Genomic DNA, 25,289 nt, shown 5'->3' with positions numbered 1-25,289 from the left:
TTCCGGACGATTACGGCGCGCTGGCCGCCTGCGGAAACGACGGCATCGCGGACGCATCGGTGCCCCACGTCGCGGCGCTCGCGTCGGCCGTCATCGCATACGACAGCTTCCCGCCCTTCGCGATGTGCTCGAGCGGCAGCCATGCACCCGGCCACGGTGTGCCGTTCAGCTTCAGCGACTTGACGTAGAACGAAGCGGTATCACCCGAACCGGCGCCCGGCGCGACGATGTGCAGCAGACGGTAGCTGCCGTCCTTCTGCCCGACGCGCACGGCGATCCTCTCGAACTGCGGGCTCGACAGCGCCACGCCGCTCACGCCCGGCACGACCGGGTAGAGCCCGAGCGCGGCCCATACGTACCAGCCCGAGATCGCGCCGAGATCGTCGTTGCCGGGCAGCCCGGCCGCGCCGGTGCCGAACTCGTTCGCGAGCGATGCGTGCAGCACCTGCTGCGTATGCGACGGCGCGCCGGCCCACGCATAGACCCACGGCACGGCCATCGTCACTTCGTTGCCGACGTAGAAATACGGCTGCACGGTGCCGATGTTCAGGTGCGTGAAGAACGTATCGAGCCGCTTGACGACCGGCGCGGCGCCGCCTGCCTGCGCCACCACGCCGGCGAGATCGTGCGGCACGTACCACGTGTATTGCTCGGAATTGCCTTCCATGAAGCCCGAGCCGTCGGTGACCCACGCGCCGGCCGACGTCTTCGGCTGGATCGCGCGCTGATCGAACAGATTCCGCCAGTTGCCGCTCGACTTCAGCAGCGTGCCGGCGGTCGCCGTATCGCCGAGTGCCGTCGCGAAGCGCGACACCGCGAAATCGCTCAGCGCGTATTCGAGCGTGTTGGATGCGGTCTGGTTGTCGCCGTTGCCCGACGACGGCACGTAGCCGAGCCGGTCGTAATCCGCGCGGCTGCCCATTACCGGCGTGCCGGCACACGCGGCGCCCGGCGCGGTGCTGCTCTTCATGATCGACAGGGCGGCCTGCGTGTCGAAATTCGTCGCGCCGAACGCATGCGCGCTCGCGACGATGATCGAACCCGCATCGCCGGGCATCACGGCCGTCTCCGTATTGAAGTACGCCCAGCGCGGGAACGCACCGCACGCCTTCGCATCGAGCACGAGCGACTGCACGATGTCGCTGGTGCGCACCGGATCGAGCAGCGCCTGGAGCTGCATGAACGAGCGGTCGATGTCCCAGCCGGAGAAGTTCGCGTACATCGTGCGGCCCTGGTCGACCTGACGCGTCGGCGCGGCCGATGTGCCGTTCGACGCGTAGAAGTCCGGATACTGGCCGTTCACGTCGTTGAACACGTTCGGGTGCAGCGACGCGTGATACAGCGCGGTGTAGAACTTGGTCTTGTCGGCGTCGATGCCGCCTGTCACCTGAATCGCGTTCAGGCGCGCGTTCCATGCGGCGCTTGCCGCGCCGCGCACCTTGTCGAAGCGCCAGTTCCGGTTGCCTTGCGCATCGGCATCCGGATTCTCGGCGCGCAGGTTCGCCTTCGCGTTCGCTTCGCTGACGAACGAGATCCCGAGCTTCATCATCACGTCCGGGTGCTTGCGGTCGACATTGAACGTCAGCGTGACGGGGCGGTTGTTTGCGAGCGTCGGCTTCGCCGCGAACGGCTGGCTGAATTCCGCGTAGTAGTACACGGGCACCGCATGCCCGGCCCAGCAGAATCCGCCGCCCGCGATCGTGCCCGACAATGCGCGGTCGCCGGCCTGGCTGATCGTGTCGCTCGTCGTGCCTTGCGCGCGATTGTTCAGCACGGTCGGATCGATCGCGATCGTCGCCTGCTGGCCCGGCGCGAGCGCCGGATACGTGAAGCGTGCGAAGCCCGTGCGTACCGTCGTCGTCAGCTCGGCCTTGATGCCGTTGCCGAGCGTGACGCCGTAGTAGCCGGCCTGCGCGGTTTCGTTTGCATGGCTGAAGCTGGCCGGCGTGCCGGCGTCGCCGGGCGCGAGCTGCGGCATCACGTTCAGGTAGCCGCCGTTCGCCCAGCAGCCCGTGCCGCTCAGGTGCAGGATGCTGAATGCGTTGATCGACGTGTCGCCGTACCAGTAGCCGCCGGAGAAGCCGGAGCCGTCGCCTTTGCGGCTGTCGTATTGCGCGGTGGGCGTCATCGGGCTCCATTGCATCATCCCGAACGGGACCGTCGGCCCCGGGAACGTGCCGCCGCCGAGACCCGAGCCGACCGGGTCGGCCGGCTGGTCGGTGGCGTAGTCGGTGCCGATCAGCGGATTGACGTACTGGACGACGCGGATGTCGGCGTTTTTCTTCGACGCTTCGTTGTCTTTGCTGTTGTCATTGCCGTTGCTGTTGTCATTGCCGTTGCTGTTGTCGTTGCCGCCGCTGCCGTTTTCGCTGCCTTGCGGCTGCGCGGACGCCGACATGTTTGCGGCCGCCGCCGACGGCGAATCCGAATCGCCGCCGCATGAAGTCACGGCAACGCACAGCGCCAGCAGCGCCGCTCCCAACCCCCAGTTCCTCGACATCGCCTGTCTCCGTATCGCTCTTGAATCAAGCTGTTGGTTCGAACTACTGAGCTTTAAATCAGGAATCTTTTCGTGACTTGTCGCCTGCCCGGCCAATCGGTCGAAAATGCCGGGCGCGGGTATTTATTTCCGCATTCGGATACCTGGAAAAGGACGCACCGGCAGGTCGAAATACCAGCGCCCAGGAACGGACAATGGGCACAAGCGTGCCCAAATAAACGCGATTTCTCTACCCCGTGTTTTTACGAATTTTTATTTTGTTTATCTAAACGCGAGGTGATTGATTCTGTTTTTATGCGGGATTTGGCGTCGCAGTTCAGGGGCAGCTCAGGGTCAACTGCATGAGACGCTCCTCCAACGGTACGAGAGCAGTCCATGCCGGCTAAAGTACTGACGAGAAGCAGATTCAACCTTTGGGCCGTAGCCAATGATGTATTAACCAGAACACAAAGCCCGCCACCGCACCCAGGCCCAGGAACGCCAAGAACCCCAAAGCGGCCGACAAATCGGCCTTGAAAAGATCGTCATCCCAGATGGAGGTGTAAATCAAATAGGTGGCAACCCACGTCAATAACCCAGTAATGCTGCCACACAGGCACGATGAAATCAGGGAAACGCGCCAGTATTTCACTACCAGCAGGTATTGTGGAATCGCAAACGCTGCCGTGCCGAAGTACGCGATTGGAATGGAGTATTTCAGTGACCAAGGATCGTCGGTGAAATACGACCACAGCAGACCGGGCACAAGGGCCGAGAGAGCAAAGGCGAGAAAAGGTATCTGACGCATCGGTGTAAGCAGCCGTTCGCTGCGGAAAATCTATTGAAGTCAGGCTCGTTCCGTCCACGGATCAAGAATCACACTCGATCGCGTTTGCGGCCATCCCCAGCTCGACACGCGGCTATCACTCAAAAGCCGGCGGATGTCACGCCGCCCGATCATAAAGCGCTCAGCCTTATCACATCGACTTCGGTTGGTACGTTCGTCGCGCTCTCGATTTCGCGTTTGTGATCCGATTCAGGTTCGTGCAATCGCGACACCACTTGCCCTTGTTCTTGACGTTGTCGAAGTTGGCATTGCCATGCTTGTCAGGTGAGGCTCGAGCAATTAAGCCACGTATCCCTTTCCTGAATACGGCCAGCTAAGGCCACTCCGCCGATGCAATCCCACATCGATGCATTTCATCCCGGAGCTTTCGTGCAATTGGCCATTACGGCTGCTTCGGCAAATCGACAAACTCCTCGAGCTCCCCGGCCACGTAAAGCCGCTTGCCGATTCTCGGGTATTCGCACACGTCGTGTTCGAGCCGCTGCCCGGCGACGAGCAGTTCCAGCGGCACGTCGCCCGTGTTCTGCAGCGTGTGCGCTTCGCCGCCGCGCGCGAAGCCGAGGAAATCGCCGGGCCCGACTTCGTAAGGGCGTTCGCCGATCGTGACCGTGCCCGTGCCGGACAGCACGTACACGCATTCTTCTTCGTACAGGTGCCGGTGATACTCGGCCGATTCGTGACCGGGCATCAACGTGAGCAGGTGGACGCCGAATTGCGTCAGGCCGGTCAGGTCGCTGAGTTGTCGCTTGAGACGGACGGCATTGGGATTCAGCGAATGCACCGCGCGCGTCGGTTCCATCTTCGCGATATCGGCGGCCTTCAGCAGTTCCCGGGGAGGCGTGGTCGGCATGGGGACTCTCGTTGGCATGAATGCATCGGTTGAACGCGCCGCCCGGGCCGGTGCGACGCGCGTGCCGCGCCATTGTCCGACATTTTCACGCGCGAGGACACAGCGGCCCCTGCTGCTAGCGCGCGCAATCGGCCAGCAGGTTCGCGAGCACGGATGCGCGTTGGGCGTCGCCGCTGCTCAGCGCACGGGCACGCCGCGCAGCGCCGTCAGCAACGCGACGAGGCGATCGATGTGCACGTCTTCCGTGCGCCACGACGACACGCTGATCCGGAACGCCGGCCGGCCCTGCCACACGGTCGAGCCGAACCATACGTCGCCCGACGCCTGCGCGGCTTCGAGGATCGCGGCGGTCTCGTCGTCGGTGCCGGCGCGCACGAGCACCTGGTTCAGCACGACGCGGTTCAGCACGTCGTAGCCGGCCGCACGCAGCGCGTCGGCGACACGCGCCGCCTGCGCGCAATGCCGCTCGACCATCGTGGCCACGCCGGCGCGGCCGAGCGAGCGCAGCGCGGCCCACACCGGAATGCCGCGCGCGCGCCGCGAGAATTCGAGATTCAGGTTCTTCTGCGCGTCCTGCGCGCCGCTCAGGTAGACGGCGTCGCTGTTCATCGCGGTCGCGAGCGCGGCCGCGTCGCGGCAGATCACCATCGCGCCGTCGTACGGCGTATTGAGCCACTTGTGGCCGTCGGTGGTCCAGCTGTCCGCGCCGTCGATGCCGTCCGTCAGCGCGCGCTTCGACGACGCACGGGCCCACAGGCCGAACGCGCCGTCCACATGCACCCACGCGCCGGCCGCCTTCGCGGGCGGAATCAGCGCCGCGAACGGATCGAATTCGCCGGTGTTCACCTCGCCGGCCTGCACGCAGAGGATCGTCATGTCGTCGAGCGGCGGCAACTGCGCCGGGTCGATGCGGCCGTACGTGTCGACCGGCGCGACGATGACGCGCTTCATCCCGAAGCCGAGCACGCGCAACGCCTTCTTCACCGTGATGTGCGCAAGCGCGGAGATCACGACCTTCACCTCGGGCGCGCCGATCAGGCCGTCCTCGTCGACGTCCCAGCCGTGGCGCGCGAGCAGCGCGCGCCGCGCGGCCACCAGCGCGACCAGCGTGCAGGCCGTCGCGCTCGTGCCGAAGCCGACCGCGCTGCCTTCGGGCAACGCGAGCGCGTCGACGACCCAGCGCGCGGCCTGGCGCTCGATCGTGGCGGCCACCGGCGAGTTCGCATACGACGACGCGCACTGGTCCCACGCGAGCATCAGCCGCTCGGCCGCCGCCGCGGCCGGCAGCGTCGCGCCGATCACGAAGCCGAAGTAGTTCGGGCCGTTCGACGCGACGGTCGCGGGCGTGCCGTGCTCGTCGAGCAGGCGCAGCACGTCGTCGGCCGGGCGGCCCGCATCGGGCAGCGGCTCGTCGAACGCGGCAAGGCCGGCCAGCGCGGCCGCATCGGGAAACACGCGCCGTTCGTCCGTCGCGGCCAGATACGCGTGCGCGCGCCGGTCGGCGTCGGCCAGCAGTGCAAGTTCGTCCATGTCGGTTGCCTCGGTGGGAGTCAGAGTTGCGAGAGATCGCGGCCGAGCCGCTGCAGCGCGCCGTCGATCCGCTTGTAGTACGTGAACTTGCCGACGCGAGTGGCCTGCACGAGCCCGGCATCCGCGAGGATGCGCATGTGGCGCGTGGTCGTGGCCGGCGCGATGCCGAGCTTCTCGGTGATGTACGTGCAGCACACGCCAAGCTCGTCGAAATCGCCGTGCGGCTGCGGCGGAAAATGCTTGCGCGGCTGCTTGAGCCAGCGCATCACGGCCAGACGGCTTTCGTTGGCCAGTGCGCTGATGCGAGTGACGTCGTTCATGGGATGCGGGTTCGTTTGACGTTTTGAATATTAGCTAAATGACGAAATGTGGGCAATCGGTTTGAAGCCCGATTTCAGCCTGTGATGCCGCGCGCAGGATCACTGCGCCGGCATGCAATGCGATCGCGGCAAGACCGATGCCGCTGCGTTTCACCGGCGGCGTGGGCAACGGCCCTTCACGCCCCCGCCAGCGCCTGCGCCAACCGCTCGATCAGCGCCCGCACCCGCCGCGGCTGCACGGCGCTGCCCGGATAGACGATCTGCAAATCGACGTCGCCCGGCGAGAACGCGCCGAGGACCTCGACGAGCGCACCGGACCCCAGATCCCGTTCGACGTCGACCAGCGACTTCAGCGCGACGCCATGCCCCGCGACGCACCACGCGCGCACCAGCGCTCCATCGTTGGCCACGCGCCGGCCGCGCACCATCACGCGCTTCAGTTCGCCGTCGATGCTGAACGGCCATTCGGCATACAGGTCCGGCCCGAAACGCATCACGATGCAGTCGTGCGCGGCGAGTTCGTCCGGATGCCGCGGCGTGCCGTTGGCGGCGAGATACGCGGGCGACGCGCACACCACGCGCCGCGCACGGCCGAGCGAACGGCTGCGCAGCGAACTGTCGGCAAGCGTGCCGCGGCGGATCGCGAAATCGAGCCCCTGCCCGACGAGATCGACGTAGCCGTCGCCGAGATGCAGATCGACCGTGACGCCCGGATGCTCGGCCAGGAACGCGTCGACGACCGGCACGACACGCTCGCGCCCGAGATCGGCCGGCGCGCTCAGGCGCACCGGGCCCGACAGCGTCTGCACGCCGAGCCGCACGCGGCTTTCCAGTTCGCCGGCTTCGGCCAGCAGGCGCCGCGCACCCGCGACGAGCGTGCGGCCCTCGTCGGTCAGGCTGATCGCGCGGGTCGTGCGCGTCAGCAGCGCCGCGCCGTAGTAGCTCTCCAGCGCGGCAAGCCGCTCGGACACGGTGGCCGGCGACAGCCCGACCTCGCGGCCCGCCGCGGCCAGCCCGCCCTTCTCCACGATGCGCAGGAACAGCGCCAGATTGTCGAGCAGCATTGTTCGCCTCTTCCGAAGGATATTTTCGAAGTCTGCCTAATTATCCGAAATATCCGCAAGCGATACAGTGAAGTTCGATGCCTGCCCACGCGGCCGCCTCGTGCGCTTCGACCACTCAAAGGAAACACACCATGGAATACCGTACGCTCGGCCGTTCCGGCCTCAAGGTTCCCGTCCTGAGCTTCGGCGCGGGCACGTTCGGCGGCACCGGCCCGCTGTTCGGCGCGTGGGGCAACACGGGCGTCGACGAGGCGCGCCGCCTGGTCGACATCTGCCTTGAAGCCGGCGTCAACCTGTTCGACACGGCCGACGTGTATTCGGACGGCGAATCCGAGCGCGTGCTCGGCGCCGCGATCAACGGGCGGCGCGACCAGGTGCTGATCTCGACGAAGACGGGCCTGCCGACCGGCGACGGCCCGAACGATGCGGGCACGTCGCGCGCGCGGCTCGTGCGCGCCGTCGACGATGCGCTGCGCCGCCTCGACACCGACTACATCGACCTGCTGCAGCTGCACGCGTTCGACGCGGGTACGCCGGTGGAGGAAGTGATGTCGACGCTCGACGATCTCGTGCGCGCGGGCAAGCTGCGCTATATCGGCGTGTCGAACTTCGCCGGCTGGCAGATCATGAAATCGCTCGCGGCGGCCGACCGGCACGGCTGGTCGCGTTACGTGGCGAACCAGGTCTACTACTCGCTGGTCGGCCGCGACTACGAGTGGGACCTGATGCCGCTCGGCGCCGACCAGGGTCTCGGCGCGCTCGTCTGGAGCCCGCTCGGCTGGGGCCGGCTCACCGGCAAGATCCGCCGCGGCGCGCCGCTGCCCGAAGGCAGCCGCCTGCATGAAACGGCCAGCTACGGGCCGCCGGTCGACGACGAGCGCCTGTACGACGTGGTCGATGCGCTCGACGCGATCGCGGAGGAAACCGGCAAGACCGTGCCGCAGATCGCGCTGAACTGGCTGCTGCAGCGGCCGACCGTGTCGTCGGTGATCATCGGTGCGCGCAACGAGGAACAGTTGCGGCAGAACCTCGGCGCGGTCGGCTGGGCGCTGACCGATGCGCAAATCGCGAAGCTCGACGCGGCGAGCGCGGTGGAAGCGCCGTATCCGTACTTCCCGTATCGCCGGCAGGCGGCGTTCGCGCGGCTCAATCCGCCGCTGCGGGGGTGATGCAAGGAGCGCGCGCAAGCGTTACCGTGAAACGGAGATGCGCTCTATCAACGAGCCGATCCGCTTCCCTGTTTGAGAGGGGTGGTTTGCTCGCTCAATCCCACGGGTTCACGATAGCCACGCCGGTTTCGACAAAATCGGCGACATTGCGCGTCACGACGGTCATGCCATGCACGAGCGCCGTCGCGGCAATGAGCGCGTCCCGCTCGGATCGCCGATCCGGCACATGGAGCCGCGCACATCGTTGAGCGACGGCTGTATCAACCGGCAGCACGCGACCCGCGAATTCCGGAAGGACATGCCCGTCAAGCCATGCCCGGAGAAGCGCGCCCTGGATCGCGTCCCGGCGTTCGATCTGCAAGACGCCTGTCTCCAGTTCCATGATTGTGATTGCCGAAACAAAAAGCGTTGGCGCGTCGACGGTTGAACTCCAAGCGGCCAGGTTCCTGTCCGCCTTGCCCGTTCGCACCTTCCGGAGTTCCGAAACGACATTGGTATCGAGAACGAACATCATTAAAAATCAACCTGCTTGATACCGATATCCACGCGCGGAGGGTCAAACTCAATGTCCTCGACACCGGGCATGGCCAACGAGTCGGCAATGTTGCGCCGCTGCTGCGTGAGACGCTGGTATTCCTCGAAACTCAACAGCACATGGGCAGGCCTGCCGCGATCTGTAATGAACACCGGGCCATCCTTTGCTGCCTTCTTCGCCTTGGTCACGTCCTGGTTGAGTTCGCGACTCGAAAGAGTTGTGATGGTCATCATGAACTCCTCAAATCCATTAATGTAGGTATGTTACTACAATAAATGGGGTTGCGCGACGTCGGCCGCCCCGGCGGATCCGGCCCTCCGTCTGGAGCCCGCTCGGCTGGGGCCCGCTCGCCAGCAAGATCCGGCGCAATGCGCTGCTGCCCGCAGGCAGCCGTCTGCACGAGACGGCATCAAACCGGCACGCGCGCATTGCCGAGCCGCACGACCTTGTCGGTCGGCCCGATGACCGAGCGCCGGTGCGTGATCGCGATCACCGTGACGTCGCGGGCCAGCAGCCGCACATGCTCCATGATGTCGTGCTCGGTGGCTTCGTCGAGCGCGGCGCTCGCCTCGTCGAGAAACAGCACGGTCGGATTGCCGTACAGCGCGCGGGCGATCGCGATGCGCTGGCGCTCGCCGCCGGAAAGCTTCAGCCCTCGCTCGCCCACCGTCGTGCGGAACCCGTCCGGCAACCCGTCGATGAACGGCAGGATCGCGGCTTTCGCGGCCGCGTCGCGCAGGCGCTGCGCGTCGCGCGGCCGGCCGAGCAGGATGTTGTCCTCCAGGCTTTCGTTCAGCAGCACGACGTCCTGCGGCACGACGGCTACCGCGCCGTACCAGTCGGCGCGATCGATCGTCGCGAGATCGACGCCGTCGACCAAAATGCGCCCGGCGCTCGGCTCGATCGATTTCAGCGCAAGCTTGAAAACCGTGGATTTTCCCGCGCCGGTTTCGCCGACGAGGAACGTGATGCCATCGCGCCCGGCCACGAATTCGACGTCGCGCACACCGCGCCCGTTGCCGTACGCATAGCCGACACGCTCGAACACGATGCGCCCGTCCCGCGGCGCAAATGCCGGCGCGTGCGACACCTGCCGCTCCTCGGGCGCCGTCCACAGCACCGCGAACGGCACGAGCGCCGCGCGGGAGCGCACACTCTCGTCGATCGAGCGCGCGATCATTTCGAACGGCAGGTTCAGTTGCAACAGCAGCGTGTTGAACAGCACGATATCGCCGATCGACAGCGCGCCCACCGCATGACGCGGCAACAGCAGCCAGAACGTCACCGAGAACTGGATCGCGAGGCCGAAACCCAGCAGCGCAAGAAAGCCGATACGCTGCATCACGTATGCGCGCCAGTTGTCGCGCACGGCTTGCGCTTTCTCCGAGAAACGCTCGCTCATCCAGCGGTGGCTGCCGAAATGCCGGAGCGTTTCCATCGCGGTGATCGCGCCGCCGACGAACCTCGCATTTTCCTGCCCGGCCTCGATCGCGCGATCGAGGAACGCCCGCGAGCGCCGCGCGGAAACGATCGCGATCGTCACCGCGATCGCGCCGTATGCAGCGGTGATCGCCACCACCTCGAGATTGATCAGCGCGCCGAGCGTGACGAGCGCGAGCACGATCTGCAGCGTGCCGGGGATCAGTTCCATCAGCGCAAGCTGCACAAGCACCGACAGCGCCCGGCTCCCGCGCGCGTTCGCGTTCTGGATTTCCGCCGGATTGTGTTCGGCGAAGAAGGCCGTGGTCTTCTTCAGGATGCGCTCGAAAAAGCGCGTGCTGGTGATGAATCCCAGATTCTCGGAACTCATGAAGGCAAGATACTGCACCACGCGCTGCAGCGCGCCGGACAGGCCCAGCAGCACCGCGTAGAGCAGGAAGCCCGGGATCAGCGCGTGGAGCGCGCCGCGCTGCGACAGCGCGTCGATCAGGCGTGAGAACAGGTAGGGCGCGGCAACAGCGGTTGCGCTCGACAGGACGACGACCGCCATGACTGCCAGCAACATCAGGCGATCAGCTTTCCAGTAGGCCCGCAGGACCTCGGTGATCGGATGCAACGCTCGGGATTCGTTCATGGCACGATGAACCGGGCACGGTACGCCCCGGGTGGCGGCAACGGGCGAAAAAGTCTAACAGAGTGAAAGGGAACCGGTTGCGACGTTCGGGCTGCACGGCGGCCGCTCCGCGCAGCCGTCCGCGTGGCACCAGAAAGCGCGGGCGCCGTGGGCCTACCCATCGCGCCGCGAATTTCCTATCGTTGTCGGCTGCATCGTTTCCGGCCCGGCCGGCAACGCGCCCGCTCCTCGAAAGGCTCGCGAACATGAACGTTACCGACATCGGCCTGACCGTACGCGCGGTCCGGGAAGACGATTACGACCAGTGGCTGCCGCTGTGGGACGGCTACAACCGCTTCTATGGCCGCTTCGACGACACCGCGCTGCCAACGCATATCACGCAGCTCACGTGGTCGCGCTTCTTCGACGGCTACGAGCCCGTGCATGCACTCGTCGGGGAGCGCGACGGCAAGCTCGTCGGGCTCGTGCATTTCCTGTATCACCGCAGCACGACGCACGCCGGGCCGACCTGCTACCTGCAGGACCTGTTCACGCTCGACAGCGAGCGCGGCAAGGGCGTCGGCCGCGCGCTGATCGAGGCCGTGTACGACGCCGCGCGCCGGCATCGCGCCGAACGCGTGTACTGGCAGACGCACGAGACGAATCACACGGCGATGCGGCTTTACGACACCGTCGCGGAAAAACCGGGGGCCGTGATGTACCGGAAGGTGCTGCCGCGGTGAGCGCGGCGGGTCGGGCGTTCAACGCATCAGTCGCCATGCCCCAAGGAGACGGTGGCACGCGCAACCACTACTTCAAGCAAGCGTCCTTCCCGAATTGATTCGCACGATCGAACGGCATGATTCATCCAGGCAATGATCGTCCTGGCAAATCTGGTAGCCCTGGGGATACAAAATCTTCCGTTTCTTCAATCTTTGTAGCCCCAGGGCCACAGTCTCGTACGCCTGCAGCGGCAGCGACCAGCCCGCGAAGTGCATCGACAGCCCGTCGCGTGTTTCGACGTCGTCGGAATGCTCACGCCTGAAATAGCTGCCCTTCAGCACGAACGGCGCATCGGGTTGCGGCCCGGCGAAGCCGCCGCGATCGCGGAGCTGAAGCGGCGAACGGCATGAGCGCGTTGCGACGCAGCCGGCGATTTCCGTTTCCAGCCACGAAGTTCTACAGTTACGGGAAATAACCCGCGTCGCCGCGCATCGCCCCCGCTCGACGATGCGCACCCGATTCCGAGGAAAGCCCATGCCGAGCATCCTGGCCGCTCCCGCCAATCTCCCCCCGAGCCCCGTCGCGGCGGAAACACGCATGGTGCACGACGTTGCGACGCTGAAGCCGTCCGACTACCGTTCGGCGGACGGTGCGTCGTGGGTCATCTCCACCATCACGCCCGCTGCGGACAGCGGCGCGAACGTGACCGGCACGACGTATTTCGACACCGCGAAAGGCCAGACCGTCCCGGTGCCCGACGCGCGCCGCCGCTATGCGAATCGCGGCACGTGGCAGGTCGTCGCGAGTTCGAGCCCTGCCGTGCCCGCGACGGGCCGCTACGACTGGCTGACGCTCGCGTGGCTGCCGATCAACCGGCGGCCGCTGCCGCAAACACCCGAGCACCTGTATTCGCCGTTCATTCGCGGCGGCACGATCGTGTATCGGTGGAATCCGGCGGCGGAAGGCGGTGAACAGTTCGGCAACGTGCGGATGATCTTTCCGGAATGGACACAGCAGGTGGCGGATGCGTTGCGGTCTGCACCGCCCGCTTTGCCGGACGGCGCGTCGCCTTCCTCACCGGCGCTCGATCGGCTGAAAGCGGACACGAACCCGATGGCCGCCGTGCTCGACTTCGGCGATGCGCTGCGCGAAGAGCCGGTGGAGCGGATCGTCGCGCGACTGCCTGCGTTGCTGCAGGTGAAGGACCTGCACGAACTGTCGGCCATCGTGTTCCTGTGCCTGTCCGGTTCGCGCGCCGAAGACCGGCCGCGCTTCGCCGAAGCGATCAACGGATCGATCGCGTCAACCGACGACAATGCGCGCCTGCTCGCGATCGCGTACGGCGCGTTCGCGGCCGGCCGGGCGCGGCCTTATCCGTTCAACGATGCGGGGCAGACGGCGCGCATCAACGACGTGTTCGGTGCGTTGAAGCGGCGTACGTCGGCGCTCAATGTGCCGGTTGCGCAAGGTTCGCCGTGGTATGAGTTCTTTACCGCGTATCGGCTCGGCGGAGCGGCGTCGGGCAACGGCCAGTGACGACGCCGCGCGCCCGCCGCGCAGACGAGCAGCGCAAGCTGGACATGGCGGCCCGTGGACGCAGTCGTGGCGGTTCCGCCGGGAGGCACGGCTTCGAGTGCCGCGTCATGGTTCGTCATGTGTCTCCTCCATCCGGTGATTCCCGCCGGCTGTCGGCCGGCGTCGTGCAATGCGCGAGTGAATGCCCGGTGCTCGCATCTGGCAGCGGTCCTATTCCGTTGAATCAGCCGACATGGATCGGTTTGCGGCCGCGCCCACCGACCGCCACAAGGCATTCACGCCCGCACGCACGACGATAAAAAGTCGGCCGCCCGGGGTACGGCCGTCAAGGAGAGATCCCTGTACGAGATACCGGCGGACACCACTCCGGACCGGTATGCCCATTGTTGATCTGAATGCGCGTCAAACTCCATCGTTCAGGGTGTGGAAGGATAGCGTGGACGCCGTAGGCGTCCTTTCCGGCGGCTAGTGCGGCGTTTTCTGCCGTTCGATGTATTGGCGAACGATTTCGATAGGCGCTCCGCCGCAGCATCCGGCAGAGTAAGACGGAGACCACAGCGCATCGTCCTATAACTTCTTGCGAATGCCGGGGTAGCGTTTCTGCCGGATCATGCGACTCGAGATGCCCTTGAGGCGGTTCACCAACGACGACACGGAAACCTTGGGCGGGTAGTTCACCAGCAGGCGGACATGATCGTCTTTTCAATCGAACTCCACCCGTTCGGATTCGAAGTCCCGACAGATGCTGGCGAAGATGCCGCGCATGTCGTTCGGAATTTCCCTGGTGAACACGTCGCGTCGGTATTGGGCCACGAAGACCCAATGCACGTGCATCAGAAAGACGCAATGGCGACCGAGTCGAATGGCTTGACTCTCACTTGTAGGGCAAACATACAATGGCCCGATGCAACGACTCCAGGCTTTCAAGTTCGAACTGATGCCAAACGGCGAGCAGCAGCGCAATATGCGCCGCTTCGCCGGTGCGTGCCGGTTCGTTTTCAACCAGGCGCTGGCGTTGCAGAAGGAGAACTACGAGGCGTGCGGTAAGTTCATCGGGTACGTTGCGATGGCAAAGCACCTGACGGCATGGCGCAACGGCACGAAAACGCCCTGGCTCAAAGATGCCCCGGTGCATCCGCTCCAACATGCACTCAAGGATCTGGAGCGCGCGTACAGGAACTTCTTCGCCAAGCGTGCGGCGTTCCCGCGCTTCAAGAAGAAGGGGCACGGCGACAGCTTCCGCTACCCCGACTCGAAGCAGATCAAGCTCGATCAGGTCAACAATCGCATCTTTCTGCCCAAGCTCGGCTGGCTCCGTTATCGCAACAGCCGGAATGTGCTGGGCGAAGTGCGCAATGCCACCGTGTCGCGAAACGCAGGCAAATGGTTCGTGTCGATCCAGAGCGCGCGTGAAGTCGAGCAGCCGGTGCCGCAGGCAACCAGCGCGATTGGCATCGATATGGGCATCGCACGGTTTGCCACCATGAGCGACGGCAGCTTTCTCGCGCCGCTCAACAGCTTCAGGCGGCACGAGGCCAAGCTGCGCGGCGCACAGCGGGAGATGAGCCGCAAGGTCAAGTTCAGCCGCAACTGGAAGAAGGCCAAGGCCCGCATCCAGCGTATCCATGCCCGCATCGGCAATGCCCGCCGCGACTATCTGCACAAAGCCTCGACCACGATCAGCCAAAACCACGCGATGGTGTGCATCGAAGACTTGCAGGTACGCAATATGTCGAGGTCGGCGGCAGGCAGCCCCGATGCGCCGGGCAAAAACGTTCGGGCCAAGTCCGGTCTGAACAAAGCCATTCTCGATCAGGGGTGGTTCGAATTTCGTCGCCAGCTGGACTACAAGCTGGGGTGGAACGGCAGCTGGCTCGTCGCCGTGCCGCCGGCGAATACGAGCCGAACGTGCCCGGCCTGCGAATCGGTGAACGCCGAGAACCGGCAGACGCAGGCCGCATTCCGCTGTGTCGGGTGCGGGCATGAGGACCATGCCGATGTGGTCGGCGCGATCAACATACTGGCGCGGGGACACCGCGTTGCAGCCTGTGGAGAGCCGGTGCAGTCGGGCCGCTCCGTGAAACAGGAACCCGCCGAGGCGATCTAAGACAAGCATCATCGTTTCAGACGCGGTAGGAATCCACCGCCTTCGGGCGCGGGAGGATGTCAAGAACGCTTTTTCTTTGACCATCGGACCAGTCTGATTCGCAGCCCATCCGTGTGACAATCACGTAGTCCTGAAGCAACCGAACCCGTCGAATCCGCAACACGCCGTTACGTTCGCGACGGGAACCCGCATGCAGCACCGCTGGTCGAAACGCCGCCCGACCGTCGACAGGCTTCATCGCCGCGACGGACCATCCCGTCTCATGCCGCGCTCGATCACGCCTTACCCTTTCCTTTCATGCTGAGCATTGGCCCCTTCTCGATCCGCGTCGTCGCGGTAGCCGTCGCCGCGCTGCTGGCGTGGCTCGTTGCCCGTTTCATCCAGCGCCGCCCGCCGGACGGCCACCACAAGACCGCATCGAGCCTGATCCTCGACGCGCTGCTGCTCGGGTTGATCGCCGCGCGTATCGGCTATGTCGCGCAATGGTGGCCGGAATATGCGGCCGCGCCGCGCTCGATCGTCGCGCTCGGCGACGGCGGCTTCGACTGGCGCATCGGCGTCGCGGCCGCACTGGTGTTCGCCGGCTGGCGGCTGCGCCGGCTGCCCGCGCTGCGTCGCCCGGTGCTCGCCGGCATCGTCGCGGGCCTCGGCGCGTGGGGCATCGCGCAAGGCACGCTGACGACGCTGCAGCATGCCGCGCCGCCGCTCGCCGCGATGCAGCTCGAAGCGCTCGATTCAACGCCCGTGCTGCCGGCGAGCTTCGCCGGCAAGCCGGTCGTCGTGAACCTGTGGGCGACGTGGTGCCCGCCGTGCCGCCGGGAAATGCCGATCCTCGAACAGGCGCAGCGCGACCTTCCGGACATCACGGTGCTGATGCTCAACCAGGGTGAAAACGCGCAGGCCGTACGCGCGTTCCTCGAACAGCAGGGCCTGCGCTTCGATCACGTGCTGCTCGATCCTTCGCTGCACGCGATGCATGCGTACGGTTCGCGCGGGCTGCCGACCACGCTGTTCTTCAATGCAAAAGGCGAACTCGTCGAGTCGCACATGGGCGAGCTGACCGCCGCGCGACTGAAGGACGCCGTCGCGCAACGCTTCGGCCGGTAACGCGGGCGGCGGACGGAAAGCGGCGCAACGCCGCTTCGTCACATGCGCGCCGATACGGCGCCCGGTCCGCTCGCGGATCGACATACGCCGCATCCCTCTACGGTCGTCACGGCTTGAAAGAGCACGCACACCCGCATCATCGCCGCCGTCCCAAATCCGATTCGGCCATGGCCGCGATGCGTGGCGTCGATCGTCGACGGTAGCGACGTTGCAATCAGATCAGTCGCGATCCTCGGTCGCGTATGCGCGCGATCGCCGTGCAAGTGACCGGCACTTCACCACGGACCGCCGGGGCCACCGCGCCGAAGCACGTCAGATGCTGCGTTGATTGACGCGCTTCGACAATTCTTCCGCGCTTTCCTTTCGCTCGCTATACCGGTCGACCAGATAAGGCCCGATATCCCGCGTCAACAACGTGAACTTGACCAGTTCTTCCAGCACGTCCACCACGCGATCGAAATAAGCCGACGGCTTCATCCGCCCCGCTTCGTCGAATTCCGCGAACGCCTTGGCCACCGACGACTGGTTCGGAATGGTCAGCATGCGCATCCAGCGCCCGAGCACGCGCATCTGGTTCACCGCATTGAACGATTGCGAGCCGCCGCTGACCTGCATGACCGCGAGCGTTTTTCCCTGCGTCGGGCGAACCGCACCCATCGACAGCGGAATCCAGTCGATCTGTGATTTCATGATGCCGGTCATCGCGCCATGCCGTTCCGGCGAGCACCACACCATGCCTTCCGACCATTGCACGAGCTCGCGCAACTCGACCACCTTCGGATGGCTCTCCGGCGCATCGTCGGGCAGCGGCAGGCCGCTCGGATTGAACACGCGCACCTCGGCGCCCATCGCCGTGAGCAGGCGCTCGGCTTCCTCGGTCAGCAGCCGGCTGAACGAACGCTCGCGCAGCGAGCCGTACAGGAGCAGGAACCGGGGTGGATGGGTCGACGGCGACGCCGGGCGCAACTGGCTGGCGTCCGGCACGCGGAACGATTCGGCGTCGAGTTGAGGGAGGTCGTTCAGGCGGTCAGACATGCGCGCCCTCCGCGTCGATGGTTCGTTCGCCGTTCGGGCGGCGATGATGTGCGACGTTGGTCATGTGTGCGTTTTCCTGTTTGCTCAAGCCCGTTCGTACCAGCCTTTGGACCGGTTCACGATGCGCACCACCAGCAGCATGACCGGCACTTCGATCAGCACACCGACGACGGTGGCCAGTGCCGCGCCGGAATGGAAACCGAACAGGCTGATCGCGGCCGCGACCGCCAGCTCGAAGAAATTGGATGCGCCGATCAGCGCCGACGGGCACGCGACGTTGTGTTTCTCGCCCACGGCACGATTGAGCCAGTAAGCGAGCGCGGAATTGAAGAACACCTGGATCAGGATCGGCACCGCGAGCAGCGCGATCACCAGCGGCTGCCTGAGGATCGCTTCGCCCTGGAACGCGAACAGCAACACGAGCGTGGCCAGCAGCGCGGCGATCGACCACGGGCCGATCTTCGCCATCGCGGCGTCGAACGCCGCCGGCCCCTTCGCGAGCAGCCGCTTGCGCCAGAGCTGCGCGAGGATCACCGGAATGACGATATAGAGCACGACCGACGTGAGCAGCGTCGCCCACGGCACCGTGATCGCCGACATGCCGAGCAGCAGCCCGACCAGCGGCGCGAACGCGATCACCATGATGCTGTCGTTCAGCGCGACTTGCGACAGCGTGAACAGCGGATCGCCGCCGGTCAGCCGGCTCCATACGAACACCATTGCCGTGCACGGCGCGGCGGCCAGCAGGATCAGGCCGGCGATGTAGCTGTCGAGCTGGTCCGCCGGCAGCATCGGCGCGAACAGATGCCGGATGAACAGCCAGCCGAGGAACGCCATCGAGAACGGCTTGACGAGCCAGTTCACGACGAGCGTGACGCCGATGCCTTTCACATGCTGACGCACTTCATGCAGCGCACCGAAATCGACCTTGACGAGCATCGGGATGATCATCACCCAGATCAGCAGCCCGACCGGCAGATTGACCTGTGCATATTCCATCCGGCCGATCTGCTGGAACAGGCCGGGCAGCACCTGACCGAGCGCGATGCCGGCGACGATGCACAGCGCGACCCAGACGGTCAGATAGCGTTCGAAGAAGTTGATCGCGGGCTTGGCAACGGCCTTTCGAGGCGGGATGAGGTTCGACGTATTCATGGGGCAGGGCCGGTATTGAAGACGCAGGCGGCATGCTGGCTCGGGCGCGCCGCCATGCGAGTGCTCAGTTTCGCGAGATGCCGGTGAGCGCCGCCTGGAGTTCGGCGTTGTCCATGCTGTCGACGGGCAGCGCCAGCAACTGCAGCATCCGGTACCCGATCGCCTGGCGCGTGAGTTCGAAGGCGAGCCGCTTGCCGTCGTCGCCGCCTGCCGCATTCGACGGATCCGCGTAACCCCAGTGCACTTTGACGGGACTGCCGGGCCAGTACGGGCAGGTTTCCGCCGCCGCGCTGTCGCATACCGTGACGACGATGCGCATTTCAGGTGCGCCCGCGCCGACGAATTCGTCCCAGCTTTTGCTGCGATAGCCGCTGACGTCGACGCCGGCGTTCGTCAGTGCTTCCAGCGCGAACGGATTGAGCCGGCCGCTCGGCGCGCTGCCGGCGCTGTACGCGCGCACGTCCTTGCCGAGCGTCGCGGCCCAGTGATTGAGCATGCCTTCGGCCAGCACGCTGCGTGCCGAGTTGTGGGTGCAGAGGATCAGGACGTGGGTGGTCATGGGAGAAGAGCGTGGATACGCTTCACGATTGCCGCGAATCCGGCGTCGAACAGGCCGACACGGGCGAACACGGATGACCGCCGCAGCAGTTCTCCGTGAGATACGCCAGCAGGCCGTTCATCGTCGGGAAGTTCGCGCAGTAGAAAACGAAGCGGCCTTCCTGCCGGCTCGTGACGAGCTGCGCATGGGCCAGTTCCTTCAAGTGGAACGAGAGCGAGGACGGCGGCACGTCCAGCAGCGTGGCAATCTGGCCGGCCGGCAAGCCCGACGGCCCTGCCTGCACCAGCGCGCGAAACACGGCGAGCCGGGATTCGTGCGCGAGTGCCGACAGCGCGGCGATGGTCTGGGTCATTTCCATTATTCGATAATAGTCGAAATATCGAATTTTGAAAAGCGGCTTCGATGGGAGACCGTTCGTGAAGCGCCGCCGTTCGATGCCGGACGGGTATCCGCTGCGACGTGGCGCGCCGCTGGCGCGACACGCGCCGCATCGAGCAGCAGGCGTCGACAGTCGATCCGCTCACCAGCAAGACCGTGTTCCGTCTCGTCGAACCGGCCTTCGACGGCCAGCGGCACGTCATGACTTTCGTGAGCGACCTCGACGTCGACGTAATCGCCGACCTGAAGGCTGCGCGCACCGAGATTCACAGCATGCGTGGCGCGTTCGCGATGCTCGGCGAGCACGAGATATCGGGCCTCTGTGCGTCGATGGAAGCGCTCGCGCTGGCGGGAAATGCGGCGGCGTTCGCGCGTGAGTTCGAACGCTACCGATACTGCGCGAATGAAATCCTCGTGCGGCGTGCGGCCGACGAATCGAAGCAATCGGCCGACACGCTTTCTGACATATCGGCATTGAAGCGATGATGCGACCAGCGAGCGCAATTGCCCGGGAATCGTTGAGCAGCAAGCATGCAAGACATCGGCCTGATGGCCAGTGTCGATGAAAACGCACCAAACCAGCACCTCACATCGGCCAATCTCGGCTAGAGTGGTTGCACGTTTTCGCGTGGAAGGTCAGGTCATTTCGATATGCTAAGCATGTCACGGGATGAAGACCGAAATCCGCTGCGTAAACGAGCGCGGCCCGCAGATGTAGGAGCACCTGCGGGCCGCTGACCACAACCAACTCACTCCAGGAGTTAGCCATGGCTGACGCGAATCATATCTCACCGGTTCGTTTCCAAGATTGTTTCGTCGACACTCAAACGTCTATTCAAACTCGTCGCATCATTCCGCATCTCAGGCTCACCGACATGGCGCCACCGGTCCTTCACCTGTGGATGAAGCTGTCCGGCCGGTGGATCGAGGCGGCGGGTTTCGAACCCGAGCAGCGCTTGCAGATCGAGGTGACGCACAAGCGGCTGGTGATCACGCCGATCGAAGAAGGGGGCGGCGATCATTTCGGGAACGACGGATGCCCCGACGACGTTCGTGCAACGGGGCAGCAACGGCCGCAGTTCTCGGTGATCACGGGAGACGCACAATGAATCGCAACCACTCACGTCAACGCCCCGACAACCCGCCGGCCGACCTGGACTTCGACGATGCCGGCGCACTGTCGGCCAAGTCCACGCTCGTGCTGAAGCTCAATGCGCTGATCGTCTCGCGCGGCCTGACCGAAGACGAGGCTGCGGCGCTCACGGAAATGGCCCGGCCTGTGGTCACCCCCGAGCAGCGCGACAGGCTCCGGAACGTTTCGTTGGAGCTGTTGATGCGGACGCTGGCATCGCTTGGCCAGCATGTGGAAATCGTCGTGCGACCTGCGGGGCAATCGCATTCAGCAGGTATCACGGTTTCGGTCTGACGGCTGGCCCAAAGGCCACCGCCAAAAGGCGTTCACGTCCGGCATCGCAACGCTTCAGCCGGACGTGGAACAGATTGATACACGGTAGTCAGTCGTGCTTGTCCACGACGGGCAAGCACGAGAAAGGAGGCGAATCGCAATGGTCAACAAGACGGACATTCACCCGATTCGAACCGAGGCTGATTACGAGGCCGCCCTGAAGGCGGTATCAGCGCTCGTCGATCTGGATCCGGCGCCAGGCACGCCGCAGGGTGACGAACTGGAGATTCTGGCGATTCTGGTCGAGCGCTATGAGGCCGAGCACTCCCCGACGAAGCGTATGGAGGACGGAAGCGCGTCGGCGCTCGCATGAGGCAGCGTTAGGAGTAGATGCTTCAAACACATAGCATGACTACGGCCGGGCCCAGCGGCCGCCGCCGAAACGGTTCCGGCGCCACACATCATCAATTTTACGTGGCCAATTGTCACAGCCAATCAGACCAGGCTGATTCTCTAGTGCATCGTACGCGGCCCTAACGGCCAGATCGGCTAACAAGCGAGCGGTGTCCTCATCGGTATTCCGGACCGGTACATACCGATCCTCGTTCGTATCTCCAGCGTAAGCCGTAGTTACTACCAAGTCTTCATTTTAAAGAGTCGCCCTTTTTCGTCCTCGTCATGCAACGTCACGACGATTTCGCCGGCAGCAAACACGGGCGTTTCATCACCGACGCGCGCAGGCAGATCCGAGTCGATCAGCGTAATGATCGGTTGCAGGCCGAGATCGGCGTACCGTCGGACCACCGTCAACAGATTCTCCTTCTTCCGATCGTCCAACGTCTCGAACACGCCATCGTGATAGACGAAACGCGGGAACTTGTCGTCCAGATGCGCACGCAGGACGGCCAGATCAAACGCGATGCACAGTAGCTTCCGATAGGTATGACCGAGGTCCGCACTGGTTGCATTGCCGGATTCGTCGAGAATTTCCGCCTTGAATTCCAGATGACCTTGTTGGTTCGGCGATACGCTCAGCAACGCCTTTCGGCTGATGACCTCCTCGACGATCTCGCTGAAGAACAGCCGGATCGACGAAAAGAGACTACTTTGATCCGAGTTCTGCTTCTCAACATCGGCTTCGATCTGTGTCTGCAAGTGGCTGAGTTCGTCAGTCAGGGCCCGAATCTCAGTTCGCAGTTCCTGCAGGCGATGGAGAAAGCCTCGCTGTCGCTCCAACGAAGTGATGTCGGCTCGCAGCGTCACCATCTCGCCCGAGACTTGCTTGTACTTGCCGAAAACATCCGTATCGCTCAGAAAGGACAACATTTCCGAACGCTTCTTACCCAATGCACTCAGATCGGCATTGACACGCTTCAGTTCAGCTTCGACTTCGGAGTGCTCTTCCTGCAGATACCCCCGGCGCTCATCCGTGATCGCTCGGTTAAATGCGATCAACTGCTGGAAATCCTTCTTGATTTGTCCCTTGAAGAGAACGCCAGCCTCCGCGAACAAGCGCTCGGCCTCGTCCGGATTGAACAGGATCTGATCCTCCTCCAGCGAGGCGAGGATTTTCTTTTGGTTCTGATTGAGCGAATAGCGTCGTGCATTAAGCGCTGCGATGCGCTCGTCGACGTCATCAACCAACTGCTTGGTGCGATCCTTGTCCTGCGCGCGGAAGTCAAAGGCGTCGAGCAGCTTTTGCTTCTTTTCCGCCTCCTTCTGTTTCAGCAGCAAGATGCCTTCTATCTTGCTGATGTCCTCGATGGATCCACCAAGTTCGGTCTTGATGGTCTGCGCAGTTGCTTGCTTTTCAGCGAGTTGGTCTTCCTTCTGGTAGTGCAGCGCAATCAGTTGTGCATTAAAACCGAGGACGTGCGCCAAGAACGGCTTCCAGTCCGAATGAGCTGCCGCGAATTTTCGCAAGTGAAACACGTCACGGAAATCATCCTGAGAACGCAGCAAATAGCCCAAGCCTTTGCGAAATCCCCATGGCTTGAGCGCCCGCCAGTCAAGCAGTCCATCCAACAAATCGCGTGCCCGGTCGAAGGGCACATCCTGGTGATCCCAGTCCGCCAGTTGCAAGCCAGACAAGTCCTGATGCCCCGCCTCATGACGCTTGAAACTGATCTTCGTTGCTTCCTCGACCCCGCGCCGGATCGTCACAAATGAAGCGTCCTCCAACTGAATCTCAAGGAAGAAGATGAACGTCTGAAACAGTTCGAGGTGCTTGAAGAGAAAAAATTTGGGATCACGCTTTGCCAGGAAGCCGAAATCAAGCAGCCTGCCGAGCGTGGTTTTACCAAGGTTGTGAGTGTCCTTGTTGCGGTTTTCCGGCAGACGGATTTCGGCCACAACGACATTCAAGCCCTGGACAAAATCCACGGGCTCGAACAGATCCGGCTGGTTGGAATAGACTCTAGACAGCTTCATTGGGCCCCACATATTCGATGGCGTCCGTCTTCGGGCGATACTCGATCAAGCCCATGAGGTAAAGGAAGTTCAGAGCTGGCAGGAACAACACATCACCACCAGCAACGCTCTTCTTAACGAACTTTCGCAGCACATCATATTCGTCCAGGCGACGCGTCTTCAGCCGCGCCAGTAGCAACAACGCGACATTGACAATCGTGCGGTCAGGATGCGAGTGTTTCGTCGGCCTCAGCATCGCCCACCTCCCCGATGTCGCAGTGCCAGTACATGTAGAACAACACGGCGCGCGTCAAGCGCTTGTGAGCATGCTGCTTCAATATCGGATCTCGGTTGAATAGCAGATCGACAAGGTGCTCCATCACTGCGTCGAACGTCTGATAGTCCTTGCGTTTGGCGATGATCTTGAGCTGGAATTCATCGACCACCGACTCGTACATACGCAATAGGTCGAGATTTTCCGGCGCCGCCAAGAATGCCCCTATCTGCGCAGTCTCCTTGAGATACTTGCGCCGCAACACTTTCGCGTATTCGGCACTCATGTTGTTGAGCAAGTTCTTCTGCTCGTAGTCTACGCGTGCGGTCGGCGGATCATCGAGCACGGACGTGACGCCATCCATCTGACTCGCCAGAGCTTGCACTACCTCAGCCAAGTCATCGGGGCTGACAATTAGTGGTGAATCGACCGGATCAAGATCGGCTTCATTCGCCACGTCCGGAAAGCGCTTCAACCAGAGTTCCAGTTGCTCCACGCCGCAGAGATAAATCGACGAAATCGGAATATCGCATTGCTCGGCAATGTGATCTCGTATCTCCGCTTCGGCGTTCCCGGCCAGGCGTCGATTGCCGAACAGCATATAGTGATCGAGTTGCTTGGCCGCACGCAGTTTCTTGATACGAGGAATCTCCTTGCCGAGCACCGTGTTCTCAGTCGACTTGCTGAAGAAGTCAGTCTCGGAGAAGCTGCGGTTGTAGCCATTAGTGTGCTTGGCTTGGATAATGGTCGTGCCGTTCCACGGGGCCGCCCTGCTAGGATGGAGCTCCGCAACCCCAACAAACTTGGCATCGCGTCCCCCGTCCGGTCCTTTTGCAAAACCTTGCACGGAGATGCCGAGCAAGCGCTGACATAGAAGCACGATCAAAAGCTCGAACTGGTCGTCGCTAAGGTCTTCGTATGAGAACTTCATCGCATCCTCACGTCAAATTGCGACCGTAATACCCGCCCCGTGCGCACGCCGGGCTGGTTGCACGACAATCTCCACACGTTGGTCGAGCGATACCAGCGCTTGCATCAGCCTTTCAAGCGAAATATTTTGAAGCTTGTAGTGACGAACCTGAGAGACCTTCGGCTGAGTCATGCCTGTAATGGCCGCTGCCTCGGTTTGACTTAGCCCACGTTGATCAATCAATTCATTGAGCTTGAGCGCAAGTGCTGCCTTCGCCGATAGTTCGTCCGCATCGTCGAAGTCAAGATCGCTCAGCACGTTGTCTGTGCTCCGCGGACTAGTTTTGCGATTCATCACATTCTCCCGCCCATTGCGTAACAGATGAGCACAATCGCCGGCTACTTCGCGATCAATTCCACGCCGAATTGCAGTGCAGCGGCTCCAAAGCCAGACGGTTTCACAGGCGCACATTATACCTGTTCGGATATATATCGCAATCGAGAGATCAGGCTTCGCGCTCTCCGATAGCCCACTTTGAAGTCACAAAAAAGCCGCTGCCATCCGAAACGGCAGCGGCTGACCAGACGGATCACCCCGATCCTCCATCGTCCTGAACACACGCTTACTGCTGAATCGTCGCCTGCGACACGAGCTTCTCCACCAGTGCGGCCATCGCCCGCTGGTCTGCCTGCGCTTCGAGCTGCTGACGCGGCACGTTCTTCGATGCGTCGAAACTCGGCACGACGGTCGGCCGCTTCTGATCGAGCTTCACGAACGCGAATGCGTTGCCGGTCTACCGTTGATGCGCGACGCCAGCCTCAGGGCTCGCGGGCTGCACGCCGGC

The 25,289-nt window shown here is 63.6% G+C and carries 26 protein-coding genes and 3 pseudogenes; 8 read left to right on the top strand and 21 right to left on the bottom strand.

All coding sequences use genetic code 11. The features are described 5' to 3' along the window. Window positions 1-10: 10 nt before the first annotated feature. The 6 genes from BFF94_RS25025 to BFF94_RS25000 all read right to left on the bottom strand — a co-directional run bounded on the left by BFF94_RS25025 (window position 11) and on the right by BFF94_RS25000 (window position 7,090). A complete protein-coding gene (locus BFF94_RS25025) occupies window positions 11-2,500 on the bottom strand; it encodes a GH92 family glycosyl hydrolase (protein ID WP_128846704.1) in 2,490 nt (829 codons plus the stop codon). Between the two features lie 406 nt (window positions 2,501-2,906). Next, window positions 2,907-3,287 (bottom strand): hypothetical protein, encoded by a 381-nt coding sequence (locus tag BFF94_RS25020; protein WP_128846701.1) that lies wholly within the window; start codon window positions 3,285-3,287, stop codon window positions 2,907-2,909. A 421-nt stretch (window positions 3,288-3,708) separates the two neighbouring features. Beyond that, window positions 3,709-4,176 carry a cupin domain-containing protein gene (locus tag BFF94_RS25015; protein WP_128846699.1) on the bottom strand — a complete coding sequence of 156 codons (468 nt, stop codon included), beginning with the start codon at window positions 4,174-4,176 and terminating at the stop codon, window positions 3,709-3,711. 177 nt (window positions 4,177-4,353) lie between these two features. Then, window positions 4,354-5,706 (bottom strand): pyridoxal phosphate-dependent decarboxylase family protein, encoded by a 1,353-nt coding sequence (locus BFF94_RS25010; RefSeq protein WP_219139971.1) that lies wholly within the window; start codon window positions 5,704-5,706, stop codon window positions 4,354-4,356. A gap of 20 nt (window positions 5,707-5,726) precedes the next feature. Continuing rightward, window positions 5,727-6,026, bottom strand: a complete 300-nt coding sequence (locus tag BFF94_RS25005) for an ArsR/SmtB family transcription factor (RefSeq protein WP_128846696.1) — start codon at window positions 6,024-6,026, stop codon at window positions 5,727-5,729. A gap of 176 nt (window positions 6,027-6,202) precedes the next feature. Continuing rightward, window positions 6,203-7,090, bottom strand: a complete 888-nt coding sequence (locus BFF94_RS25000; protein WP_128846694.1) for a LysR family transcriptional regulator — start codon at window positions 7,088-7,090, stop codon at window positions 6,203-6,205. Between the two features lie 131 nt (window positions 7,091-7,221). Between BFF94_RS25000 and BFF94_RS24995 the strand changes: the two genes are divergently transcribed. Next, on the top strand, window positions 7,222-8,259 hold the full coding sequence (locus BFF94_RS24995) for an aldo/keto reductase (RefSeq protein ID WP_219139970.1): 1,038 nt from the start codon (window positions 7,222-7,224) through the stop codon (window positions 8,257-8,259). A gap of 94 nt (window positions 8,260-8,353) precedes the next feature. Here BFF94_RS24995 and BFF94_RS24990 read toward each other — a convergent pair whose 3' ends face one another. The 3 genes from BFF94_RS24990 to BFF94_RS24980 all read right to left on the bottom strand — a co-directional run bounded on the left by BFF94_RS24990 (window position 8,354) and on the right by BFF94_RS24980 (window position 10,868). Then, window positions 8,354-8,773: a type II toxin-antitoxin system VapC family toxin gene (locus BFF94_RS24990; protein WP_201260435.1), complete on the bottom strand. Its 420-nt coding sequence runs from the start codon at window positions 8,771-8,773 to the stop codon at window positions 8,354-8,356. Continuing rightward, entirely contained in the window at window positions 8,773-9,024 is a 252-nt protein-coding gene (locus BFF94_RS24985) for a type II toxin-antitoxin system Phd/YefM family antitoxin (protein ID WP_128846691.1), read from the bottom strand. Before BFF94_RS24985 ends, BFF94_RS24990 begins: the two co-directional genes overlap by 1 nt. Before the next feature lie 179 nt (window positions 9,025-9,203). Beyond that, on the bottom strand, window positions 9,204-10,868 hold the full coding sequence (locus BFF94_RS24980; protein ID WP_128846689.1) for an ABC transporter ATP-binding protein: 1,665 nt from the start codon (window positions 10,866-10,868) through the stop codon (window positions 9,204-9,206). Between the two features lie 245 nt (window positions 10,869-11,113). Here BFF94_RS24980 and BFF94_RS24975 point away from each other — a divergent pair, with 245 nt between their 5' ends. Further along, window positions 11,114-11,590: a GNAT family N-acetyltransferase gene (locus BFF94_RS24975; RefSeq protein ID WP_128846686.1), complete on the top strand. Its 477-nt coding sequence runs from the start codon at window positions 11,114-11,116 to the stop codon at window positions 11,588-11,590. A 216-nt stretch (window positions 11,591-11,806) separates the two neighbouring features. Here BFF94_RS24975 and BFF94_RS24970 read toward each other — a convergent pair. Then, window positions 11,807-11,956 (bottom strand): annotated as a pseudogene (locus BFF94_RS24970) (class I SAM-dependent methyltransferase); the annotation flags it as partial. Between the two features lie 148 nt (window positions 11,957-12,104). Between BFF94_RS24970 and BFF94_RS24965 the strand changes: the two are divergent. Further along, window positions 12,105-13,106: a hypothetical protein gene (locus BFF94_RS24965; protein WP_128846683.1), complete on the top strand. Its 1,002-nt coding sequence runs from the start codon at window positions 12,105-12,107 to the stop codon at window positions 13,104-13,106. A gap of 465 nt (window positions 13,107-13,571) precedes the next feature. Here the strand turns inward: BFF94_RS24965 and tnpA are convergent. Next, window positions 13,572-13,940 (bottom strand): annotated as a pseudogene (gene tnpA / locus BFF94_RS24960) (IS200/IS605 family transposase). 70 nt (window positions 13,941-14,010) lie between these two features. Between tnpA and BFF94_RS24955 the strand changes: the two are divergent. Together BFF94_RS24955 and BFF94_RS24950 are read left to right on the top strand one after the other, a co-directional pair. Then, a complete protein-coding gene (locus tag BFF94_RS24955) occupies window positions 14,011-15,213 on the top strand; it encodes an RNA-guided endonuclease InsQ/TnpB family protein (protein ID WP_128846681.1) in 1,203 nt (400 codons plus the stop codon). 297 nt (window positions 15,214-15,510) lie between these two features. Continuing rightward, window positions 15,511-16,320, top strand: coding sequence for a TlpA family protein disulfide reductase (locus BFF94_RS24950; RefSeq protein WP_219139969.1), 810 nt, complete (start codon window positions 15,511-15,513; stop codon window positions 16,318-16,320). Between the two features lie 312 nt (window positions 16,321-16,632). Here the strand turns inward: BFF94_RS24950 and arsH are convergent, their stop codons facing one another. From arsH to BFF94_RS38560, 5 genes are all read right to left on the bottom strand, one after another. Continuing rightward, window positions 16,633-17,355, bottom strand: coding sequence for an arsenical resistance protein ArsH (arsH, locus tag BFF94_RS24945; RefSeq protein WP_128851038.1), 723 nt, complete (start codon window positions 17,353-17,355; stop codon window positions 16,633-16,635). Window positions 17,356-17,439: 84 nt separating this feature from the next. Next, window positions 17,440-18,510, bottom strand: coding sequence for an ACR3 family arsenite efflux transporter (arsB, locus tag BFF94_RS24940; protein WP_128851036.1), 1,071 nt, complete (start codon window positions 18,508-18,510; stop codon window positions 17,440-17,442). Between the two features lie 64 nt (window positions 18,511-18,574). Then, window positions 18,575-19,069 (bottom strand): arsenate reductase ArsC, encoded by a 495-nt coding sequence (locus BFF94_RS24935; protein WP_128851033.1) that lies wholly within the window; start codon window positions 19,067-19,069, stop codon window positions 18,575-18,577. 22 nt (window positions 19,070-19,091) lie between these two features. After that, the gene (locus BFF94_RS24930) at window positions 19,092-19,427 is read right to left on the bottom strand and encodes an ArsR/SmtB family transcription factor (protein ID WP_128851031.1); all 336 of its coding nucleotides are present in this window, start codon (window positions 19,425-19,427) and stop codon (window positions 19,092-19,094) included. Then, window positions 19,427-19,951, bottom strand: a complete 525-nt coding sequence (locus BFF94_RS38560; RefSeq protein WP_443627113.1) for a hypothetical protein — start codon at window positions 19,949-19,951, stop codon at window positions 19,427-19,429. The genes BFF94_RS24930 and BFF94_RS38560 overlap by 1 nt, the downstream gene beginning before the upstream one ends. A gap of 263 nt (window positions 19,952-20,214) precedes the next feature. Between BFF94_RS38560 and BFF94_RS24920 the strand changes: the two genes are divergently transcribed. From BFF94_RS24920 to BFF94_RS24910, 3 genes and pseudogenes are all read left to right on the top strand, one after another. Next, on the top strand, window positions 20,215-20,556 hold the full coding sequence (locus BFF94_RS24920) for a SymE family type I addiction module toxin (RefSeq protein WP_128851028.1): 342 nt from the start codon (window positions 20,215-20,217) through the stop codon (window positions 20,554-20,556). Next, window positions 20,553-20,873: a helix-turn-helix domain-containing protein gene (locus tag BFF94_RS24915; RefSeq protein WP_128851025.1), complete on the top strand. Its 321-nt coding sequence runs from the start codon at window positions 20,553-20,555 to the stop codon at window positions 20,871-20,873. Before BFF94_RS24920 ends, BFF94_RS24915 begins: the two co-directional genes overlap by 4 nt. Window positions 20,874-21,012: 139 nt before the next feature. Next, window positions 21,013-21,183, top strand: a pseudogene (locus BFF94_RS24910) (transcriptional regulator); the annotation flags it as partial. A 302-nt stretch (window positions 21,184-21,485) separates the two neighbouring features. On the opposite strand, the gene BFF94_RS24905 reads toward BFF94_RS24910, so the two are convergent. The 5 genes from BFF94_RS24905 to BFF94_RS24885 form a co-directional block, all read right to left on the bottom strand. Beyond that, window positions 21,486-23,282: a DUF2326 domain-containing protein gene (locus BFF94_RS24905; protein WP_128851022.1), complete on the bottom strand. Its 1,797-nt coding sequence runs from the start codon at window positions 23,280-23,282 to the stop codon at window positions 21,486-21,488. Beyond that, window positions 23,269-23,517, bottom strand: a complete 249-nt coding sequence (locus tag BFF94_RS24900; RefSeq protein ID WP_128851020.1) for an ABC-three component system middle component 8 — start codon at window positions 23,515-23,517, stop codon at window positions 23,269-23,271. The genes BFF94_RS24905 and BFF94_RS24900 overlap by 14 nt, the downstream gene beginning before the upstream one ends. Then, window positions 23,486-24,466 (bottom strand): ABC-three component system protein, encoded by a 981-nt coding sequence (locus tag BFF94_RS24895; RefSeq protein ID WP_128851017.1) that lies wholly within the window; start codon window positions 24,464-24,466, stop codon window positions 23,486-23,488. Before BFF94_RS24895 ends, BFF94_RS24900 begins: the two co-directional genes overlap by 32 nt. Window positions 24,467-24,478: 12 nt before the next feature. Continuing rightward, window positions 24,479-24,799 carry a helix-turn-helix domain-containing protein gene (locus BFF94_RS24890; protein WP_128851015.1) on the bottom strand — a complete coding sequence of 107 codons (321 nt, stop codon included), beginning with the start codon at window positions 24,797-24,799 and terminating at the stop codon, window positions 24,479-24,481. Between the two features lie 268 nt (window positions 24,800-25,067). Beyond that, window positions 25,068-25,217: a hypothetical protein gene (locus BFF94_RS24885; protein WP_158062163.1), complete on the bottom strand. Its 150-nt coding sequence runs from the start codon at window positions 25,215-25,217 to the stop codon at window positions 25,068-25,070. Window positions 25,218-25,289: the final 72 nt, after the last annotated feature.

The sequence above is a fragment of the Burkholderia catarinensis genome (assembly GCF_001883705.2).
Lineage (GTDB): Bacteria > Pseudomonadota > Gammaproteobacteria > Burkholderiales > Burkholderiaceae > Burkholderia > Burkholderia catarinensis.
This window is presented reverse-complemented; position numbering and strand designations above follow the sequence as displayed.

Excerpts from the sequence above, each read along its gene's own strand:
- BFF94_RS24990 (WP_201260435.1), bottom strand. The coding sequence starts at position 8,773 with ATGATGTTCGTTCTCGATACCAATGTCGTTTCGGAACTCCGGAAGGTG.
- BFF94_RS24995 (WP_219139970.1), top strand. The coding sequence starts at position 7,222 with ATGGAATACCGTACGCTCGGCCGTTCCGGCCTCAAGGTTCCCGTCCTG.
- BFF94_RS24900 (WP_128851020.1), bottom strand. The coding sequence starts at position 23,517 with ATGCTGAGGCCGACGAAACACTCGCATCCTGACCGCACGATTGTCAAT.
- BFF94_RS24930 (WP_128851031.1), bottom strand. The coding sequence starts at position 19,427 with ATGGAAATGACCCAGACCATCGCCGCGCTGTCGGCACTCGCGCACGAA.
- BFF94_RS24965 (WP_128846683.1), top strand. The coding sequence starts at position 12,105 with ATGCCGAGCATCCTGGCCGCTCCCGCCAATCTCCCCCCGAGCCCCGTC.
- BFF94_RS25005 (WP_128846696.1), bottom strand. The coding sequence starts at position 6,026 with ATGAACGACGTCACTCGCATCAGCGCACTGGCCAACGAAAGCCGTCTG.
- BFF94_RS24950 (WP_219139969.1), top strand. The coding sequence starts at position 15,511 with ATGCTGAGCATTGGCCCCTTCTCGATCCGCGTCGTCGCGGTAGCCGTC.
- BFF94_RS24980 (WP_128846689.1), bottom strand. The coding sequence starts at position 10,868 with ATGAACGAATCCCGAGCGTTGCATCCGATCACCGAGGTCCTGCGGGCC.
- BFF94_RS24915 (WP_128851025.1), top strand. The coding sequence starts at position 20,553 with ATGAATCGCAACCACTCACGTCAACGCCCCGACAACCCGCCGGCCGAC.
- BFF94_RS24890 (WP_128851015.1), bottom strand. The coding sequence starts at position 24,799 with ATGAATCGCAAAACTAGTCCGCGGAGCACAGACAACGTGCTGAGCGAT.
- BFF94_RS24895 (WP_128851017.1), bottom strand. The coding sequence starts at position 24,466 with ATGAAGTTCTCATACGAAGACCTTAGCGACGACCAGTTCGAGCTTTTG.
- BFF94_RS25025 (WP_128846704.1), bottom strand. The coding sequence starts at position 2,500 with ATGTCGAGGAACTGGGGGTTGGGAGCGGCGCTGCTGGCGCTGTGCGTT.
- BFF94_RS24935 (WP_128851033.1), bottom strand. The coding sequence starts at position 19,069 with ATGACCACCCACGTCCTGATCCTCTGCACCCACAACTCGGCACGCAGC.
- arsB (WP_128851036.1), bottom strand. The coding sequence starts at position 18,510 with ATGAATACGTCGAACCTCATCCCGCCTCGAAAGGCCGTTGCCAAGCCC.
- BFF94_RS24920 (WP_128851028.1), top strand. The coding sequence starts at position 20,215 with ATGGCTGACGCGAATCATATCTCACCGGTTCGTTTCCAAGATTGTTTC.
- BFF94_RS24905 (WP_128851022.1), bottom strand. The coding sequence starts at position 23,282 with ATGAAGCTGTCTAGAGTCTATTCCAACCAGCCGGATCTGTTCGAGCCC.
- BFF94_RS24975 (WP_128846686.1), top strand. The coding sequence starts at position 11,114 with ATGAACGTTACCGACATCGGCCTGACCGTACGCGCGGTCCGGGAAGAC.
- BFF94_RS24985 (WP_128846691.1), bottom strand. The coding sequence starts at position 9,024 with ATGACCATCACAACTCTTTCGAGTCGCGAACTCAACCAGGACGTGACC.
- BFF94_RS25010 (WP_219139971.1), bottom strand. The coding sequence starts at position 5,706 with ATGGACGAACTTGCACTGCTGGCCGACGCCGACCGGCGCGCGCACGCG.
- BFF94_RS24955 (WP_128846681.1), top strand. The coding sequence starts at position 14,011 with ATGCAACGACTCCAGGCTTTCAAGTTCGAACTGATGCCAAACGGCGAG.
- arsH (WP_128851038.1), bottom strand. The coding sequence starts at position 17,355 with ATGTCTGACCGCCTGAACGACCTCCCTCAACTCGACGCCGAATCGTTC.
- BFF94_RS25020 (WP_128846701.1), bottom strand. The coding sequence starts at position 3,287 with ATGCGTCAGATACCTTTTCTCGCCTTTGCTCTCTCGGCCCTTGTGCCC.
- BFF94_RS25015 (WP_128846699.1), bottom strand. The coding sequence starts at position 4,176 with ATGCCGACCACGCCTCCCCGGGAACTGCTGAAGGCCGCCGATATCGCG.
- BFF94_RS25000 (WP_128846694.1), bottom strand. The coding sequence starts at position 7,090 with ATGCTGCTCGACAATCTGGCGCTGTTCCTGCGCATCGTGGAGAAGGGC.